Source organism: Pseudomonas sp. NPDC079086 (assembly GCF_044542155.1).
Lineage (GTDB): Bacteria > Pseudomonadota > Gammaproteobacteria > Pseudomonadales > Pseudomonadaceae > Aquipseudomonas.
Genome location: NZ_JBITTY010000003.1, coordinates 54,415 through 68,521, shown reverse-complemented (window position 1 = coordinate 68,521; position 14,107 = coordinate 54,415). Strand labels below are relative to the sequence as shown.

The 14,107-nt window shown below is 61.7% G+C and carries 15 protein-coding genes; 9 read left to right on the top strand and 6 right to left on the bottom strand.

Translation table 11 applies throughout. The features are described 5' to 3' along the window. Nucleotides 1-3 precede the first annotated feature (3 nt). Nucleotides 4-771, top strand: coding sequence for an AraC family ligand binding domain-containing protein (locus ACIGEK_RS15045; RefSeq protein WP_397494097.1), 768 nt, complete (start codon nucleotides 4-6; stop codon nucleotides 769-771). Here the strand turns inward: ACIGEK_RS15045 and ACIGEK_RS15040 are convergent. Beyond that, nucleotides 768-1,559, bottom strand: coding sequence for a hypothetical protein (locus ACIGEK_RS15040; RefSeq protein ID WP_397494096.1), 792 nt, complete (start codon nucleotides 1,557-1,559; stop codon nucleotides 768-770). The two genes, ACIGEK_RS15045 and ACIGEK_RS15040, sit on opposite strands and share 4 nt — an antisense overlap. A gap of 70 nt (nucleotides 1,560-1,629) precedes the next feature. Then, entirely contained in the window at nucleotides 1,630-2,625 is a 996-nt protein-coding gene (locus tag ACIGEK_RS15035; protein WP_397494095.1) for an alpha/beta hydrolase, read from the bottom strand. Nucleotides 2,626-2,788: 163 nt separating this feature from the next. Between ACIGEK_RS15035 and aroC the strand changes: the two genes are divergently transcribed. The 5 genes from aroC to ACIGEK_RS15010 all read left to right on the top strand — a co-directional run bounded on the left by aroC (nucleotide 2,789) and on the right by ACIGEK_RS15010 (nucleotide 6,503). Further along, nucleotides 2,789-3,880, top strand: coding sequence for a chorismate synthase (gene aroC, locus ACIGEK_RS15030; protein ID WP_397494094.1), 1,092 nt, complete (start codon nucleotides 2,789-2,791; stop codon nucleotides 3,878-3,880). A gap of 58 nt (nucleotides 3,881-3,938) precedes the next feature. Further along, nucleotides 3,939-5,090 (top strand): MFS transporter, encoded by a 1,152-nt coding sequence (locus ACIGEK_RS15025; RefSeq protein ID WP_397494093.1) that lies wholly within the window; start codon nucleotides 3,939-3,941, stop codon nucleotides 5,088-5,090. Between the two features lie 40 nt (nucleotides 5,091-5,130). Further along, nucleotides 5,131-5,679: an acireductone dioxygenase gene (locus tag ACIGEK_RS15020; protein WP_397494092.1), complete on the top strand. Its 549-nt coding sequence runs from the start codon at nucleotides 5,131-5,133 to the stop codon at nucleotides 5,677-5,679. Between the two features lie 75 nt (nucleotides 5,680-5,754). After that, nucleotides 5,755-5,946: a PLDc N-terminal domain-containing protein gene (locus ACIGEK_RS15015; RefSeq protein ID WP_090385447.1), complete on the top strand. Its 192-nt coding sequence runs from the start codon at nucleotides 5,755-5,757 to the stop codon at nucleotides 5,944-5,946. A 2-nt stretch (nucleotides 5,947-5,948) separates the two neighbouring features. Further along, the gene (locus ACIGEK_RS15010; RefSeq protein ID WP_397494091.1) at nucleotides 5,949-6,503 is read left to right on the top strand and encodes a histidine phosphatase family protein; all 555 of its coding nucleotides are present in this window, start codon (nucleotides 5,949-5,951) and stop codon (nucleotides 6,501-6,503) included. 12 nt (nucleotides 6,504-6,515) lie between these two features. Here ACIGEK_RS15010 and ACIGEK_RS15005 read toward each other — a convergent pair whose 3' ends face one another. From ACIGEK_RS15005 to ACIGEK_RS14990, 4 genes are all read right to left on the bottom strand, one after another. Continuing rightward, a complete protein-coding gene (locus ACIGEK_RS15005; protein ID WP_397494090.1) occupies nucleotides 6,516-7,013 on the bottom strand; it encodes a methylated-DNA--[protein]-cysteine S-methyltransferase in 498 nt (165 codons plus the stop codon). Nucleotides 7,014-7,017: 4 nt separating this feature from the next. Continuing rightward, nucleotides 7,018-7,902: a DNA-3-methyladenine glycosylase family protein gene (locus tag ACIGEK_RS15000; RefSeq protein WP_397494089.1), complete on the bottom strand. Its 885-nt coding sequence runs from the start codon at nucleotides 7,900-7,902 to the stop codon at nucleotides 7,018-7,020. A gap of 119 nt (nucleotides 7,903-8,021) precedes the next feature. Continuing rightward, the gene (locus ACIGEK_RS14995; RefSeq protein ID WP_397494625.1) at nucleotides 8,022-8,561 is read right to left on the bottom strand and encodes a methyl-accepting chemotaxis protein; all 540 of its coding nucleotides are present in this window, start codon (nucleotides 8,559-8,561) and stop codon (nucleotides 8,022-8,024) included. A 1,032-nt stretch (nucleotides 8,562-9,593) separates the two neighbouring features. Further along, on the bottom strand, nucleotides 9,594-10,616 hold the full coding sequence (locus ACIGEK_RS14990) for an AraC family transcriptional regulator (RefSeq protein ID WP_397494088.1): 1,023 nt from the start codon (nucleotides 10,614-10,616) through the stop codon (nucleotides 9,594-9,596). Nucleotides 10,617-10,735: 119 nt separating this feature from the next. On the opposite strand from ACIGEK_RS14990, the gene ACIGEK_RS14985 reads away from it, so the two are divergent. The 3 genes from ACIGEK_RS14985 to ACIGEK_RS14975 are packed head-to-tail and all read left to right on the top strand — an operon-like array spanning nucleotide 10,736 to nucleotide 13,886. Next, entirely contained in the window at nucleotides 10,736-12,211 is a 1,476-nt protein-coding gene (locus ACIGEK_RS14985; RefSeq protein ID WP_397494087.1) for a flavin-containing monooxygenase, read from the top strand. Next, entirely contained in the window at nucleotides 12,195-13,124 is a 930-nt protein-coding gene (locus ACIGEK_RS14980) for an alpha/beta hydrolase (RefSeq protein WP_397494086.1), read from the top strand. Before ACIGEK_RS14985 ends, ACIGEK_RS14980 begins: the two co-directional genes overlap by 17 nt. Continuing rightward, nucleotides 13,125-13,886 (top strand): SDR family oxidoreductase, encoded by a 762-nt coding sequence (locus tag ACIGEK_RS14975; protein ID WP_397494085.1) that lies wholly within the window; start codon nucleotides 13,125-13,127, stop codon nucleotides 13,884-13,886. It abuts the gene before it with no gap. Nucleotides 13,887-14,107: the final 221 nt, after the last annotated feature.

Here is a 14,107-nt window from a genome sequence, read left to right as displayed (position 1 = left end):
GGCATGGTGCAGACGGGTGGCGAACAGACACGTTTCTGGCAATCACGTGAGTTGGACGGCGTCGAGCTGCTGCACGCGCACTATATCGAGCAGCGCTTCTCGCCCCATGTGCACGAAGGCTTTGTCTTCACGGTGATCGAGCAGGGTGCCCAGCGTTTTCGCCACCGTGGTAGCGAGCATCTGGCGCCGGCCGGCAGCATGGTGCTGATCAACCCGGATGAGCTGCACACCGGTTCCAAGGCCCATGATCAGGGCTGGCACTACCGCGGTTTCTACCCGGACAACGCGCTGGTGTGCGGTGTGCTGGCGGAGCTGGAGTTATGTCAGCAGGGCATGCCGTCATTCGCCCTTAGCGTGCTGCATGACCCGCAGCTGCATCGTCAATTCGGCAACCTGCATCAGCTGCTGGACAGCCAGGCCTCGGCGCTGCAGCTGCAAACCGCCTGGCGTGAGGCGATTTTGTTGCTGTTTCAGCGTCATGCACGCTTGCCTGATGGTTTAGCACCTGGGGATGAGCCGCGCGCTGTGAGTCGCGCCAAGGAGTTATTGGCCAGTCAGTTGGCGGCGCCGCCGTCACTGGAGCAACTGGCACAGGCGGTGGGTTTGTCGCCGTTTCATTTTGCTCGGGTGTTTCGCCGTGCCACCGGCTTGCCGCCGCTGAGTGTGGCAATGCAACTGGGCTTTGCCGATCAGAGCCATCTGAGTCGACAGTTCAAACAGGCTTACGGCGTGGCGCCGGGGCAGTACCGCCAGGCCAGCGCTATCCGTTAGCGCGTGGCAATCCAGATCAGCAATCCCGCCTGAAATACGCAGAAGGCCACCAGACAGGTGATGGTGAAGCGCAAACCGCCGTCTTCGCGTTTGAATACATCAATGCGCGCTTCCAGTTTGCGTACTTTCACCTCTTGTTCGCGCAGGCTCTGGTCGGCCTGTTGCAGCATGCTGGCGGCGTCCAGTAACTCGACGATCTGCACCTTTTCCGTGTGCCAATCGCCATGCAGCGAGCTGACCCGTGGTGCGCCACATTGCGCCTTGATCTTTAGTGGGTCGAGGTATTCGACCACAAAGCCCTGGGCCTGCAGGCAGTGGTCGCGACGGGCGCGGGCTTCATCGCTGAAGGCGTCCTTACTCGCCAGCGGGGTGTTTTCCACCTGGTAATGAGCGAAGTGCTGGCGTGCCCAGATAATCCCCTGAGCCAGCATAAAGCGCCCCAGGCCACGGTTTTCCGGCTGTACCAGCAGGCCAGTGTCGGGGCCGAAGCGCACGGTGCGCTGTTCATGATTGGCCCAGACTTCGAAGATATTCTGCTCCTTGCGCACGCGCTGACCGGGTAGCTGCAAGGTCAGGCGCAGCAGGCTGTGCTGCTTGCCCAGGCGCTCAACGCGGCCCAGCTGGATAAAGCGCAGTGGCCGGGCGCCGGTGTGGCGGTCGGTGGGCAGGGCAGCCAGGCGCAATAGGTGAAAATGTTCGGGCGCAAGCTCGGCCCAGGGATGGGCTTGCTCGACGACTTCCTGTGGGGCAGCGTCGGTGTCGGTTTGCGGCGCGGGGCTGTCGGTCATAAAACGGCGGTCCTTTACGCGACGCCAATTTATAGGGCGCCTGCTTTTGCGCTTATCGGCCGCCGCTCGGCTAACTGGAGGCTGGCTTTTTGCCGCTGCGCTGGATGAACTCGGCGATCTGCTCGCCCAGCCCCTGTGCCAACGGTAGCCGAGGATTGTCATAGCTCGCCAGTTGCGCCGGTAAATCCAGCGCGCTGATACGCAGCATATGGTTCATGCCGGAGATGATCAGCAGCTCGGCATCCGGCTTGGCCGCTTGCAGTGCCTGGGCGTCGGCGACGCTGACCTGGATGTCATGGCTGCCCTGTACGATTAGCGCCGGGATCTTCAACCGGGCAAAGGCCTGGCCGGGGTTCTGCCGCAGCAGTGAGATCAAATAGGGCTGCACGCTGGGGCGAAACAGCACCTGCAACTGTTTGGGCACCTGTGGGCTGAGTCGCCCGGCCAGCAGGCGGTCGAGCAACTGATTGCTCTGCGCCAGCAGATGCGGCGGCAGACGGGAGGCTAGTTGCTCACGCAATAGCTGATCAATCGGCCGCGAGCTGCCGGCGATTGCCACCAAGGCGTCGGCCTGGGCCTGTTCGGCAGCCAGGCTGGCAATCAGTGCGCCTTCGCTGTGGCCAATCAGAATCAACCGGTCAAACGCCGGATCAGCCTTGAGTCGTTGCGCCCAGCCCACGGCATCGCTGACATAACCCTCGACACTCAGGTCACGCTCATCCGGGGTGGCTGCGCGGCTGGCGGCTACGCCACGCTTGTCATAACGCAGGCTGGCGATGCCCTGTTTGGCCAGGCTCTGGGCCAGGCGTTTGAGGCTGTCGCTCTGGCCGCCTTCGGGGTTGTTGCCGTCACGATCGGTGGGGCCGGAGCCGGCAATCAACAGCGCCACTGCCACGGGTTTGGTGGTGCTGGGTTTGAGCAAAGTGCCATACAGCATGCCCTGATCTGTTTGCAGACGCATGGGTTGTTGCACGCTGCTGTGTGTATTGCTGCTGTGCGCGGCGTTAGGGGCGGCTTGCAGCAGCGTGCTGCAGAGAAGAAGGGGCAACAGAAGAACTCGGGTCATGGATAGGAACTGCCAAGGGTAAGCCAATTGGACGTTTATCCGCCCTGAAGGTTCGAGGATGATCTGTGCGGACGCCCCGGGTATACTCGCCGCACTTTACTCAAGTGGGGTTTTGCGCCGGCTGGCGTAGCCTCGGAGCTGATTTTCGCGGAGCGTTTTGCACATGTCCGGCAATACCTACGGCAAGCTGTTCACTGTCACCACCGCTGGCGAAAGCCATGGCCCGGCGTTGGTCGCCATTGTTGATGGCTGCCCGCCGGGGCTGGAGATTAGCCTGGAAGACCTGCAGCGTGATCTTGATCGGCGCAAACCAGGCACAAGCCGGCATACCACGCAGCGCCAGGAAGACGACGAGGTGGAAATCCTCGCTGGGGTGTTCGAGGGCAAAACCACCGGTTGCTCGATTGGTCTGCTGATCCGCAATACCGATCAGAAGTCCAAGGATTACTCGGCAATCAAGGATTCCTTCCGCCCGGCCCATGCCGATTACACCTATCACCACAAGTACGGCATCCGTGACTACCGCGGTGGCGGTCGCAGCTCGGCGCGCGAAACTGCCATGCGCGTTGCCGCCGGTGCCATCGCCAAGAAGTACCTGGCCACCCAGGGCATTGTGATACGCGGCTATATGAGCCAGCTGGGGCCAATCGAAATCCCGTTCAAGAGCTGGGAATCGGTCGAGCAGAACGCCTTCTTCAGTCCTGACCCAGACAAGGTCCCGGAGCTGGAAGCCTATATGGACCAGCTGCGCCGTGATCAGGATTCGGTTGGGGCGAAGATCACCGTGGTTGCTGAGGGCGTTATGCCAGGCCTGGGCGAGCCAATTTTTGACCGGCTGGACGCCGAACTGGCCCACGCGCTGATGAGCATCAACGCAGTCAAGGGCGTGGAAATCGGCGCGGGGTTCGCCAGCGTGGCGCAGCGCGGCACTGAGCACCGTGACGAGATGACGCCAGAGGGTTTCCTCTCCAACAACGCCGGCGGCATTCTTGGCGGGCTTTCCAGTGGGCAGTCGATTGTTGCGCATTTGGCGCTCAAACCAACCTCAAGCATCACCACGCCGGGACGTTCGATTGATATTCACGGCAACCCGGTGGATATCATCACCAAGGGCCGTCACGACCCCTGCGTGGGTATCCGCGCTACGCCAATCGCTGAGGCGATGATGGCCATCGTGCTGATGGACCATCTGCTGCGCCACCGTGCGCAGAATGCCGATGTACGGGTCAGCACGCCGGTGCTGCCACAGCTGTGATCAGTGCTGCTGCGCGGCCAAGCGCGTCCCGCAGCATGCTTCCGGGTTTATGCGCAGCATGAGCCCGGGATTGCCTTACTGGCGCCTGTCCGGTTTCTACTTCTTCTATTTCTCGCTGCTCGGCGCCACTGCGCCGTTTCTTGCACTGTATTTCGATCACCTGGGGTTTTCTGCCGCGCGAATTGGCGAGTTGATCGCCATTCCTATGTTGATGCGCTGCATCGCGCCGAATATCTGGGGCTGGCTGGGTGACTACAGCGGGCGACGGCTGGCCATCGTGCGTTTCGGTGCGCTCTGCACGCTGCTGTGCTTTGCCGGCATCTTTATCAGCCAGAGTTACGCCTGGCTGGCACTGATCATGGCCTTGCATGCGTTCTTCTGGCACGCGGTGCTGCCGCAGTTCGAGGTCATCACCTTTGCCCATCTCAAGGAGCAGGCGGCGCGCTACAGCCAGATCCGCCTATGGGGCAGTATCGGCTTTATCGCCGCCGTGGTGGGCCTGGGCAAGCTGTTTGAGGTGCTTAGCCTGGACGCCTATCCCTGGGCGCTGATTCTGATCATGAGCGGCATCGTCCTGAGCAGCTGGTGGGTGCCCAATGCGCAGCCGCAGATGCGTCCAAATACTCTGGAGCAAGGCGGCTTTCTTCAACAACTGCGGCGCCCAGGGATTCTCGCGTTCTACCTTAGCGCCGGGCTGATGCAGTTGAGCAACGGCCCGTACTACACCTTTCTCAGCCTGCATCTGGAGGCTCTCGGCTATTCGCGTGGGGTGATCGGCCAGCTGTGGGCGTTGGGCGTGCTGGCCGAGATCGTGCTGTTTATGGTCATGGCCCGTTTGCTGGCGCGCTATTCCCTGCGTACCGTGCTGCTGGCGAGTTTTCTGATTACCGCCGTGCGCTGGCTGTTGCTGGGCAACCTGGCCGGGCATCTGCAGGTGCTGCTATTTGCTCAATTGATGCACGCCGCGACCTTTGGCAGTTTCCACGCGGCGGCCATGCATTTCGTCCAGCGCAGCTTTGCCGACCGCCAGCAGGGCCAGGGCCAGGCGCTGTATGCCGCGCTGGCAGGTGTTGGCGGTGCGCTGGGTGCGCTGTATTCCGGTTATAGCTGGCACAGCCTCGGTCCGGCCTGGACCTTTGCCATTGCCAGCCTGATTGCCCTGGCGGCTGGGCTGATCACCGCATGCTATATGCGCGATGAGCGGCCATAAACCTGATTGTCTGAACTGAAACCGTACGAGAGCCCCGACCATGAGCAGCCTGACCGTCTACCACCAGTCTTCGCCCGAGTACCCGAACAAGCTGTTGACCCACGCCGAAGACATCAACAGCACCCTGGCCGCCGTTGGCGTGCAGTTCAGCCAGGCGCCGGTGCAGCAAGCCGTTACCGCCGGCACTGCCAGCGAGGAACTGATGGCGGCCAGCCGCGTGCAGATCGACCAGCTGATGACTGCGCATGGCTACGCCAGTGCCGAAATACTGAGCCTGTGTGATGAGCGCGGCGAGGGCAGTGAACTGGCCCGTGCGCTGCGCCAGGAGCAGGCGTGCCAACCGGCTCACCTGCATTACTACCTGGCAGGTCGTGGCCTGCTGGCGCTGCATATTGGTGAGTACGTCTACAGCCTGTTGTGCGAGAAGGGCGACCTGGTAGGGCTGCCTGCTGGCATCGCGCATTGGTTCGATGCAGGTGAACATCCGCGTTTTGCCATGCTGCGCCTGTTCGATAGCCGCCAGGTGCCAGGGTTTGTGCCTGTAGAGGGTGATTTTGCCGCCGCGTTTACCGGGCTGGATGACTGCTGAAAGAGCAAACGGCTGAACTCTTACCGTTAGTGTCTATCCTACGTAAGCGATCCCTTCGCATAGGAGCAACACCATATGGGTTCAATGTTCAACGGTTTACTGGGTCTGGTCATTCTGGCGCTGGATATCTGGGCGATTCTCAGCGTGATCAAAAGCAACGCCGAAACGGGCATCAAGGTGTTGTGGATATTGCTGATCGTATTGCTGCCGGTGATCGGCCTGATCATCTGGGCATTGATGGGGCCGCGTGGCACGGTCAAGTTTTAGCCATGCGGCGGGCAGGCGCGTGGTTTTTAGCGCTTTGCCTGCTGAGCGGCACAGTCCAGGCCAGCGATAAGCACGCCTGGACCGCGTTGCGTGAAGGCCGCGCCGTGCTGCTGTTGCGCCATGCCACAGCGCCCGGCACGGGTGATCCGGCGAATTTCCAACTGGATGATTGCCGCACGCAGCGCAACCTCAATCATGTTGGCCGCGAGCAGGCGCAGCGCTGGGGACAGTTGTTGCGCAGCCATTGGATTGAGCCGCGTCTGCTTAGCAGCCGCTGGTGCCGTGCCCAGGACACGGCCCGCGAAATGGGCTTGGGCGCAGTAGAAGTGCTGCCAGCCCTGGATTCGTTCTTTCAAACACCCAACACCGCCCGTGAGCAAACTGCCGCGTTGATTGAGCAGATCAATGCGCAAGCTCGTGGCGTGTCATTGGTGCTGGTCTCCCATCAGGTCAATATCACGGCGTTGACCGGTGTCTACCCAGCGTCTGGCGAGGGGCTGATTCTGGCGTTACCGTTAGCGGCGCCAGCGCGTGTGCTGGCGCGAGTTCAGCCCTGAGTCGCCCTGTACTTAAAGACTCAGCTGCCGCTGTTCCGGTAGCTGTGCCCCTTCCAGTTTGAGCAGCAGCGCTTTGCGCGGTAGACCGCCGGCATAACCGGTGAGGCTGCCGTCACGGCCGATTACCCGATGGCAGGGAATGATGATGGCAATCGGGTTGGCGCCATTGGCCGCGCCGACGGCGCGTACTGCCTTGGGGCGCGCGATCTCGGCTGCGAGGTCGCTGTAGCAGCTGGTGCGGCCAAACGGGATAGCCTGTAATGCTTGCCACACGGCCTGTTGAAATGCCGTGCCCTGCGGCGCCAAGGTCAGCTCGAAGCGCTGGCGACGCCCGGCAAAATACTCATCCAGCTGCCTACACACCTTATCCAGCTCATCTGTGGCGCTGCGCCAGTGTTCGCCGATATGCCAGGGCTTGCCTTCAATATCCATCAGTAGTTGCTGCAAGCCGGTTTCATCCGCGGCTAATAGCAGGCGGCCGATTGGACTGTCGTGGTAGCGGTAGAACATCGCGTCAGCCCTCCGAGTAGTTGTGCCACAGGTGCGCAGCGGCGTAGGCGCGCCAAGGCCGCCAGGCTTCGGCGCGGGCCTTGATCTGTTTGGCGTCGATACCAGTCGCGCCCCATACCGGTGCCTTGAGCAGACCCAGGTCACTGGCGGGAAAGGCATCGACCTCGCCAAAGGCGCGCAGTGCAATATATTCCGCGGTCCACGGACCAATGCCAGGCAGGGCGCACAACCGCTCGACAAAGGCCGTATAGCCGTCCTGAAGATCCAGGCGCAGGTCGCCGCTGGCCACCTGCGCGGCGAAGTGTTGCAGGGTTTGCACACGCTTGCCGGGCATACCGATGCCATCCAGGTTGGCTCCGGCGATGGCGGCTGGGCTGGGGAACAACCGTTGAATATCGACTGCATCGGTAAACTGCAATGGCTCGCCCAGGCGGGTAACCAGGCGGCCGGTGATGGTCACCGCCGCCTTGACCGTAACCTGCTGGCCAACGATGGCGCGCACCGCTTGCTCAAATGGCTCGAAGGCAGTCGGTAAGCGCAGCCCAGGGTTGCGTGCTACCAGCGGGCCGAGTTGCGCGTCGTTGGCAAAATGCGCGCTGATCTGCTGCGGTTGGCAGTCCAGATCAAACATCTTGCGCACCCGTGCGGTGAGAGCCGTTAGGCAAGGCTGCAGCGATTCGCTGTAGTGCAGCTGCAGTGCATGCTGATCATCCAGCGCCTGCACGCGGAACCAGCCGCGCTGGCCATCGAGTTGCACGCTACGTGCGTAACTGTGCGGCTGCAGGCTTTCCACCCCAGCCAGGGCGCGCAGGGCAAAGTGCGCATGGAATTGTTGCCACTGCCAGGGCGGTTGGTAGGTCAGTAACAAGGTGTTGGGTGTTTGGCTCATGGCCGAACAATACCCGCAGCTCAGCTGGCTGTCAGCGTAGAACTGACTTTCAAACTGTGGCGACTAGCGATCGGTTAAAGCGTTTGGCCCCTCTCTGGTCGGGAAAGGGGCCTCGATTTTTATGCGCTGGCGACCCGCTGGTGCAGCTGATGCGACAACTGTTCCAGCTGCTGGCCCAGCTGCACCAAGGATTCCTGGGCTTGCAGTAACTCGGCGCTGGCAGCGCGTTGGCGTTGGCTGGCATCGCGCTGCGCGGCGCTGTTGTCGCGCACGTGCAGCAGCTGCTGGTGGGCGTGGGTAAGCGCCTGGCTGTGCTGCAGGATCGAGTTGGAAAGGTTGTCGGTGAGCCCGGCGTTGCTGCTCAGGGCACTGCTGACATCACTGACCTGGGTCGCCCCGGTGTCGATGATCTGCTGCGACTGGCCGAGGACGTTCTGCACGGTGTCGGCGGTTTCGTTGCTGCGCCGCGAGAGGTTACGCACCTCATCGGCGACCACCGCAAAGCCGCGACCATGCTCGCCGGCGCGCGCCGCTTCGATGGCTGCGTTAAGCGCCAGCAGGTTGGTCTGCTGAGCGATAGCACTGATCATCTGCATGGATTCGGCGATGCGCTGGTTGCTCTGCTGAATCGCCTGCATGCTGGCCTGGGCGTCTTCCATGCGCTGCGCGCAGTTATTCACCTGGCTGCTGCTGTGCTGGGTGTCCTGGCTGAGCTGCTGCATGTGGCCGGTGCTGGATGCGAGGCTTTCCAGCACCTCGTGCAGGGCTAGATCAAGCTGGTGCATGGCGTCGGCTTGCTGCTGCACATCGGTGTCGATGCTCTGGCAGCGTTGGCGAATGCCGCCGAGGGTCTGCTGCAGCTGGCCGGCCATCTGCAGCAGTTCGCTGGCGGTGCTACGCACTTCATCGACGATACCGCCGAGCTGGTCCTGATTGCGCGCGGCGCTCTGGCCGAATTCGTGGGATTCGCTAAGCGCCAGCTCGGCGTCGGCCAGCGCCTGGTTGCGCAGTTGCGCGCTGTACCACTGCGCCAGCCATACGGTCAGCACCGGCAGGATGTAGCCCGAGTAGGTGTTTACTGCGGCATCGCGCGGGCTCAATTCAAATACCGGCAGGCTGGCGCCGCTGCGTTCCAGGCGGATCAACCAGAACACGAACAGCACCTGCACCAGGCTCCAGACCATGGCACTACGCGGGCCGGCCAGCAGGTAGGCGAAGACAATAATCACCGCCGGCCAGTAGATATGCGCCGAGTGCAGGCCGCCCAACTGGTAGATCAGCAGCATCGAGTAGCTGGCCATGCAGGCCAGTGCCATATTCGCCGCCACAGCCAGCGGCAGCACGGCGCTGCGCAGTACTAGCAGCATAAGCGGCATGCCCATTACCAGCAGCAACGAGCCGTACATCAGCGCATCGTTGCCCATGCGCCCCCATTTGATGCAGCTGTATAGGCCGATAATCACGCTGCACAAACCACTGAAGGCCAGGGTGCGGGCTAACAGGATGCTGGCCTGGTCGGTCAAATCATGTGGCAGGAACTGCCCAAGGAAACCCTGTCGCATGAAAACTCCATTCAGTAGGTTGTTCAGCAGTATCGGCGCAAATGATCGCCGACTTGAGCGTGGAAACTGCCAATTTGGCGGATGAAATAGCAATGTGCCATCTGCGCCGACGACTTGTCAGTCGTGCTTTCAGGTCAGTGCCTGGCGATATTGCCCTGGCGTCATGCCTTTCCAGCGTTTGAAGGCATGCAGAAAGTTCGACACCTCGCTGTAGCCCAGGCGTTCGGCAATCTCCTCCTGGCTCAAGCTGGCGATGGCCAGCAGTTCTTCGGCCAGGGCCTGGCGCACTTCCTCCTGCAGTTGGCGAAAGCTGCTGCCTTGGTCCTCCAGGCGGCGGCGCAGGGTGCGGCTGCTGATATTGAGTTCGCGAGCGATCACTTCCATATCCGCCAGACGGCCCGGTGTGCTCAGCAAACGATCACGAATCTGCCCGGCCAGACCGCTGCGCACCTGACGTTTGGCCAGCAAGGCCTGGCACTGCAACTCGCAGAGTTGCGCGCTGTGCGGATTGGCGCGGGGCAGGGGCAGGTCGAGTAGATGGCGCGGGAAGCTGATGCGATTCTGTGCGCCGGCGAATTCCGGCAGCAGGCCGAATTGCTCGATAAAGCGCGCCGGGTCAGCTGGCGTCGGCATGCTCAGTTGCACCTGGGTCAAGGGTACCTTGGCGCCAGTGAGTTCGCGCTGAATCACCATCACCGCAACGGCGTCGCGCAGCAGGAGGAAATCGCGCACCTGACCCGGTAAATGGCTGCCATCCAGTTCCAGGTGCGCCTGGCTGGCGTCTTCGCGCAAGGTGATGCGGTTGAAGGCAAAGGTCAGGTCCAGGTAGCGCAGGCCCAGTTCAGCCGCTTGCCGGAAGGTCTGGCTGCTGAGCAAGGCGTAACCCCAGATACCATAGGTGGTCAGCTGATAGCGCAGACCGGCCTGCAGGCCGAGGTCATATTGCGCGGGCAGGGCGTCGATCAGGTTGCGGATCAGCTGCAGCTCTTGCGCTCCTTCGATTTCACTGTGCAGCTCGGCCAGTTGCAGGGGGCTGAGGCCGGTGTTGAGCAGGCAACGCTCGACACTCAGGCCATGGTCGAGGCCCAGCTGGGTCAGCAGTTGCACGCTGGTAATGCTGCGCCGTGGCAGGGTGAAGGAGGCGGCGAACATGCAGTTGTCCGGTGGTTTGTCCGAAAGTCACAATCAATTGGCCGACTATGCCATAACCCACCACGCGGCAGGCAAGTAGCATCCTGGCATCCGCACTGTTTGCGGTTGGGGATATAAAAATGAATAACACTTCCCAGAATAAATCCGCGTTGCGCGCGCTGATTATCGGCAGCGGCTTTGGCGGCCTGGGCATGGCCATTCAGCTGCAGAAGGCCGGTATTGGGGATTTTCTGCTGCTGGAAAAAGCCGCAGAAGTCGGCGGCACCTGGCGTGACAACAGCTATCCGGGGGCGGCCTGTGATGTGCCGTCGCACCTGTACTCGTTTTCCTTCGAGCCGAAAAGCGACTGGAGCCGCAAGTTCGCGCCCCAGGCGGAAATCCACGCGTACATGCTGCATTGCGTAACCAAGTACCAGCTGCGCCCGCGCATTCGCTGCAATGCCGAGGTGGCTTCGGCGGTATTTGATGCGGCAACGGCGCTGTGGCGGGTGACCCTGAGCAATGGCGAAGAGCTCTGCGCCGAGGTGCTGATCAGTGCCTGCGGTCAGCTCAATCAACCAGCCTATCCAGCGTTGTCCGGGATCGAGCAGTTTGCCGGCGAGGCCTTTCACTCGGCGCGCTGGCGGCATGATCTGGACCTGAGCGGCAAACGCGTGGCGGTGATCGGCACCGGCGCCTCGGCGATTCAGTTTGTCCCGCAGATCCAACCCAAGGTCGCACAATTGCAACTGTTTCAGCGTTCGCCGGCTTATGTGCTGGCCAAGCCGGACCGCGCCTACCGGCCGTGGGAGCTGGCGATAATGCGCAGGCTGCCCTGGGTGCAGCGCATCGACCGTTGCCTCAAATACGTGCAATACGAAGTGCGCGGCTTGGCCTTTATCAGCATGCCGTGGCTGATGAAGCTGATGCGCTTCACCTTTGACCGGTATTTAAACAAGCAGGTCAGTGACCCGCAGTTGCGTGCGCAGTTGCAGCCGGATTACCCCATGGGCTGTAAGCGCATCCTGATCAGCAATGATTACTTCCCGGCCCTGGCAAAGCCCAATGTGACCGTGATCAGCGAGGCGATCAGCCGCGTCAGCGAAACGGCGATCATCACCGCCGATGGCCGCGAGCACCACTGCGATGTGCTGATCTACGGCACCGGCTTTGCCGCCACGGATTTTCTCGCGCCAATGCAGATTCGCGGGCTCGGCGGGCAAGAGCTGAACCAGGCCTGGCGCGATGGCGCCGAAGCCTATAAGGGCATCAGCGTCAGTGGATTTCCCAACCTGTTTATCCTTTACGGACCCAATACCAATCTGGGGCACAACTCGATCATTTATATGCTCGAAAGCCAGTTCCGTTATGTGCTTGGCTGCATCGATTTGCTGCGCCAGCAGGGCGCCCGTTATCTGGACGTAAAAGCGCAAGTGCAGCAGCGCTACAACCAGCAGATCCAGGCCAGCTCACATCGAACGATATGGGAGCAGGGCTGCTCAAGCTGGTACAAAACCGCCTCAGGCAAAAGCACCAACAACTGGCCGGGCTATACCTTTACCTATCGCCTGCAGACCCGCGCCCCGGAGCCCAATGACTATGAATGCACCCGCTGAATTTACCGCCCCCGCGGCCGATCAGGCGTTACTACGCAGCGTCTTGCGTACCTGCTTGCGTCTGCTGTTCCGTGGCCTGGTGCGGCCACCGATGCCGATTGCTGGTCAGCGTGCGGTGCTGCGTTTGCTGACTGCAGCCAGCCCGGCGCCGCGTGGCATCACCCGCAGTGCCGGCACCTTGGGCGGGAGGCCTTGTGAGTGGCACAAGCCGCAGAGTGGTCGTGGCACCGTGCTGCTGTATCTGCATGGCGGTGCTTACCTGATCGGCGGGGCGAACACCCACCGGGCGATCTGCTCCAACCTGGCTAAACGCGGGCAGATGAATGTATGCGCCCTGGATTATCGCCTGGCGCCGGAACATCAATATCCTGCGGCTCGCGAGGATGCGCTGGCAGCGTTTCAGGAACTGATCAAGCTGGGTTACAAGCCTGAGCAGATTGTCATCGGCGGCGATTCAGCGGGTGGCAACCTGAGCCTGATAACTAGCCTGCGCCTGCGCGACCTGGGCCTGCCGCAACCGGCAGCGCTGGTGTGTTTCTCGCCGGTGACCGACTTTACCGGCACACAGCTGCACGAGCCGCCGGCCGGTGATCCACTGATTCAGCGCAAGTGGGTGGAGCAGGCCCTGGCGCTGTATTGTCCGGTGGGCTTGGCACATGACGACCCTGGTTTGTCGCCGCTGTTTGCCGATCTGCACGGCCTGGCCCCGGTATTGATCCAAGTCGGTGAAGACGAAATTCTGCGTAACGACAGCCTGCGCTTTTCCGACAAGGCCAAGGCCGCCGGCGTGGATGTGCGCCTGCAGCGTTATCCGAACCTGTGGCACGTATTCCAGGCCCACGCCGGCATGCTCAAGGCCGCCGATTTTGCCCTGGCCGAAGTGGTGAGCTTTCTGCGTGAGCGGGGCTGCTGAGTGAATAACATCCTGATTACCGGAGCCGCCTCGGGGATCGGCGCGGCCACTGCCAGGCTGTTCCATCAACGCGGCTGGCAGGTCGGCTTGCTCGATATCAACCACCAGGCGCTGGCCAAGCTGGCGGGTGAGCTGGGTAACGTCTGGCATGCCGAGTTGGATGTGGCCGATCCAGCAGCGGTCAAGGTCGCCCTGGCGGATTTTTGCGCCCTGCATGGCGGCCAGCTGCGTCTGTTGTTCAATAGCGCTGGGATTCTGCACTGCGGCAACTTCGAGGACATCGAACTGAGTGAGCATGCGCGCATCCTGCAGATCAATGTGCAGGGCCTGCTGAACATGACCCACGCGGCTTTTCCCTATCTGCAAGCCACGCCCGACGCCCAGGTGATCAATATGGGCTCGGCTTCAGGCGTCTACGGCGTGCCGCATCTGGCCAGCTATTCGGCCTCCAAGTTCGCTGTGCGTGGGCTGACCGAGGCGCTGGATCTGGAATGGGCCAAGCACGGTATCCGCGTCGGCGACCTGATGCCGCCGTTTGTCAGCACGCCGATGCTTAACAACCAGCGCTTCCAGCCCCCGGTGCTAAAGCGCTTGGGCGTCAACCTTGACGCTGAGGCCGTGGCACAGGCGGCCTGGGCGCAAACCCGCAGCCGGGCGGTACACCGGCCGATCAGCCTGCAATTCAAGCTGCTGTACTGGTCCGGCCAGCTGACGCCAGCCTGGCTGACTCGGCGCATCATGGCCTGGCTGGGCCGCGAATAGGGTTGAAACAACTTTCGCTGGGCAAATGCGCGTTGATGGGACTAGTCTGCATTTAACGCTTCTGACTTGTTCGCTCTGAGCAAGCCTGCGTTGACCAGCCCTGGTTTCAGGTCTGGCTTATGACATATCAAGCAGCACATCGCTTGATTCTCGGGCGGCACTGCAACTGGTGCCGCAACACCGCTGATGCTCTGGCGGTAGCAATGGGAAAGCGTTTACCA

Excerpts from the sequence above, each read along its gene's own strand:
- ACIGEK_RS15045 (WP_397494097.1), top strand. The coding sequence starts at position 4 with ATGGTGCAGACGGGTGGCGAACAGACACGTTTCTGGCAATCACGTGAG.
- ACIGEK_RS15040 (WP_397494096.1), bottom strand. The coding sequence starts at position 1,559 with ATGACCGACAGCCCCGCGCCGCAAACCGACACCGACGCTGCCCCACAG.
- ACIGEK_RS15035 (WP_397494095.1), bottom strand. The coding sequence starts at position 2,625 with ATGACCCGAGTTCTTCTGTTGCCCCTTCTTCTCTGCAGCACGCTGCTG.
- aroC (WP_397494094.1), top strand. The coding sequence starts at position 2,789 with ATGTCCGGCAATACCTACGGCAAGCTGTTCACTGTCACCACCGCTGGC.
- ACIGEK_RS15025 (WP_397494093.1), top strand. The coding sequence starts at position 3,939 with ATGAGCCCGGGATTGCCTTACTGGCGCCTGTCCGGTTTCTACTTCTTC.
- ACIGEK_RS15020 (WP_397494092.1), top strand. The coding sequence starts at position 5,131 with ATGAGCAGCCTGACCGTCTACCACCAGTCTTCGCCCGAGTACCCGAAC.
- ACIGEK_RS15015 (WP_090385447.1), top strand. The coding sequence starts at position 5,755 with ATGGGTTCAATGTTCAACGGTTTACTGGGTCTGGTCATTCTGGCGCTG.
- ACIGEK_RS15010 (WP_397494091.1), top strand. The coding sequence starts at position 5,949 with ATGCGGCGGGCAGGCGCGTGGTTTTTAGCGCTTTGCCTGCTGAGCGGC.
- ACIGEK_RS15005 (WP_397494090.1), bottom strand. The coding sequence starts at position 7,013 with ATGTTCTACCGCTACCACGACAGTCCAATCGGCCGCCTGCTATTAGCC.
- ACIGEK_RS15000 (WP_397494089.1), bottom strand. The coding sequence starts at position 7,902 with ATGAGCCAAACACCCAACACCTTGTTACTGACCTACCAACCGCCCTGG.
- ACIGEK_RS14995 (WP_397494625.1), bottom strand. The coding sequence starts at position 8,561 with ATGGAAGACGCCCAGGCCAGCATGCAGGCGATTCAGCAGAGCAACCAG.
- ACIGEK_RS14990 (WP_397494088.1), bottom strand. The coding sequence starts at position 10,616 with ATGTTCGCCGCCTCCTTCACCCTGCCACGGCGCAGCATTACCAGCGTG.
- ACIGEK_RS14985 (WP_397494087.1), top strand. The coding sequence starts at position 10,736 with ATGAATAACACTTCCCAGAATAAATCCGCGTTGCGCGCGCTGATTATC.
- ACIGEK_RS14980 (WP_397494086.1), top strand. The coding sequence starts at position 12,195 with ATGAATGCACCCGCTGAATTTACCGCCCCCGCGGCCGATCAGGCGTTA.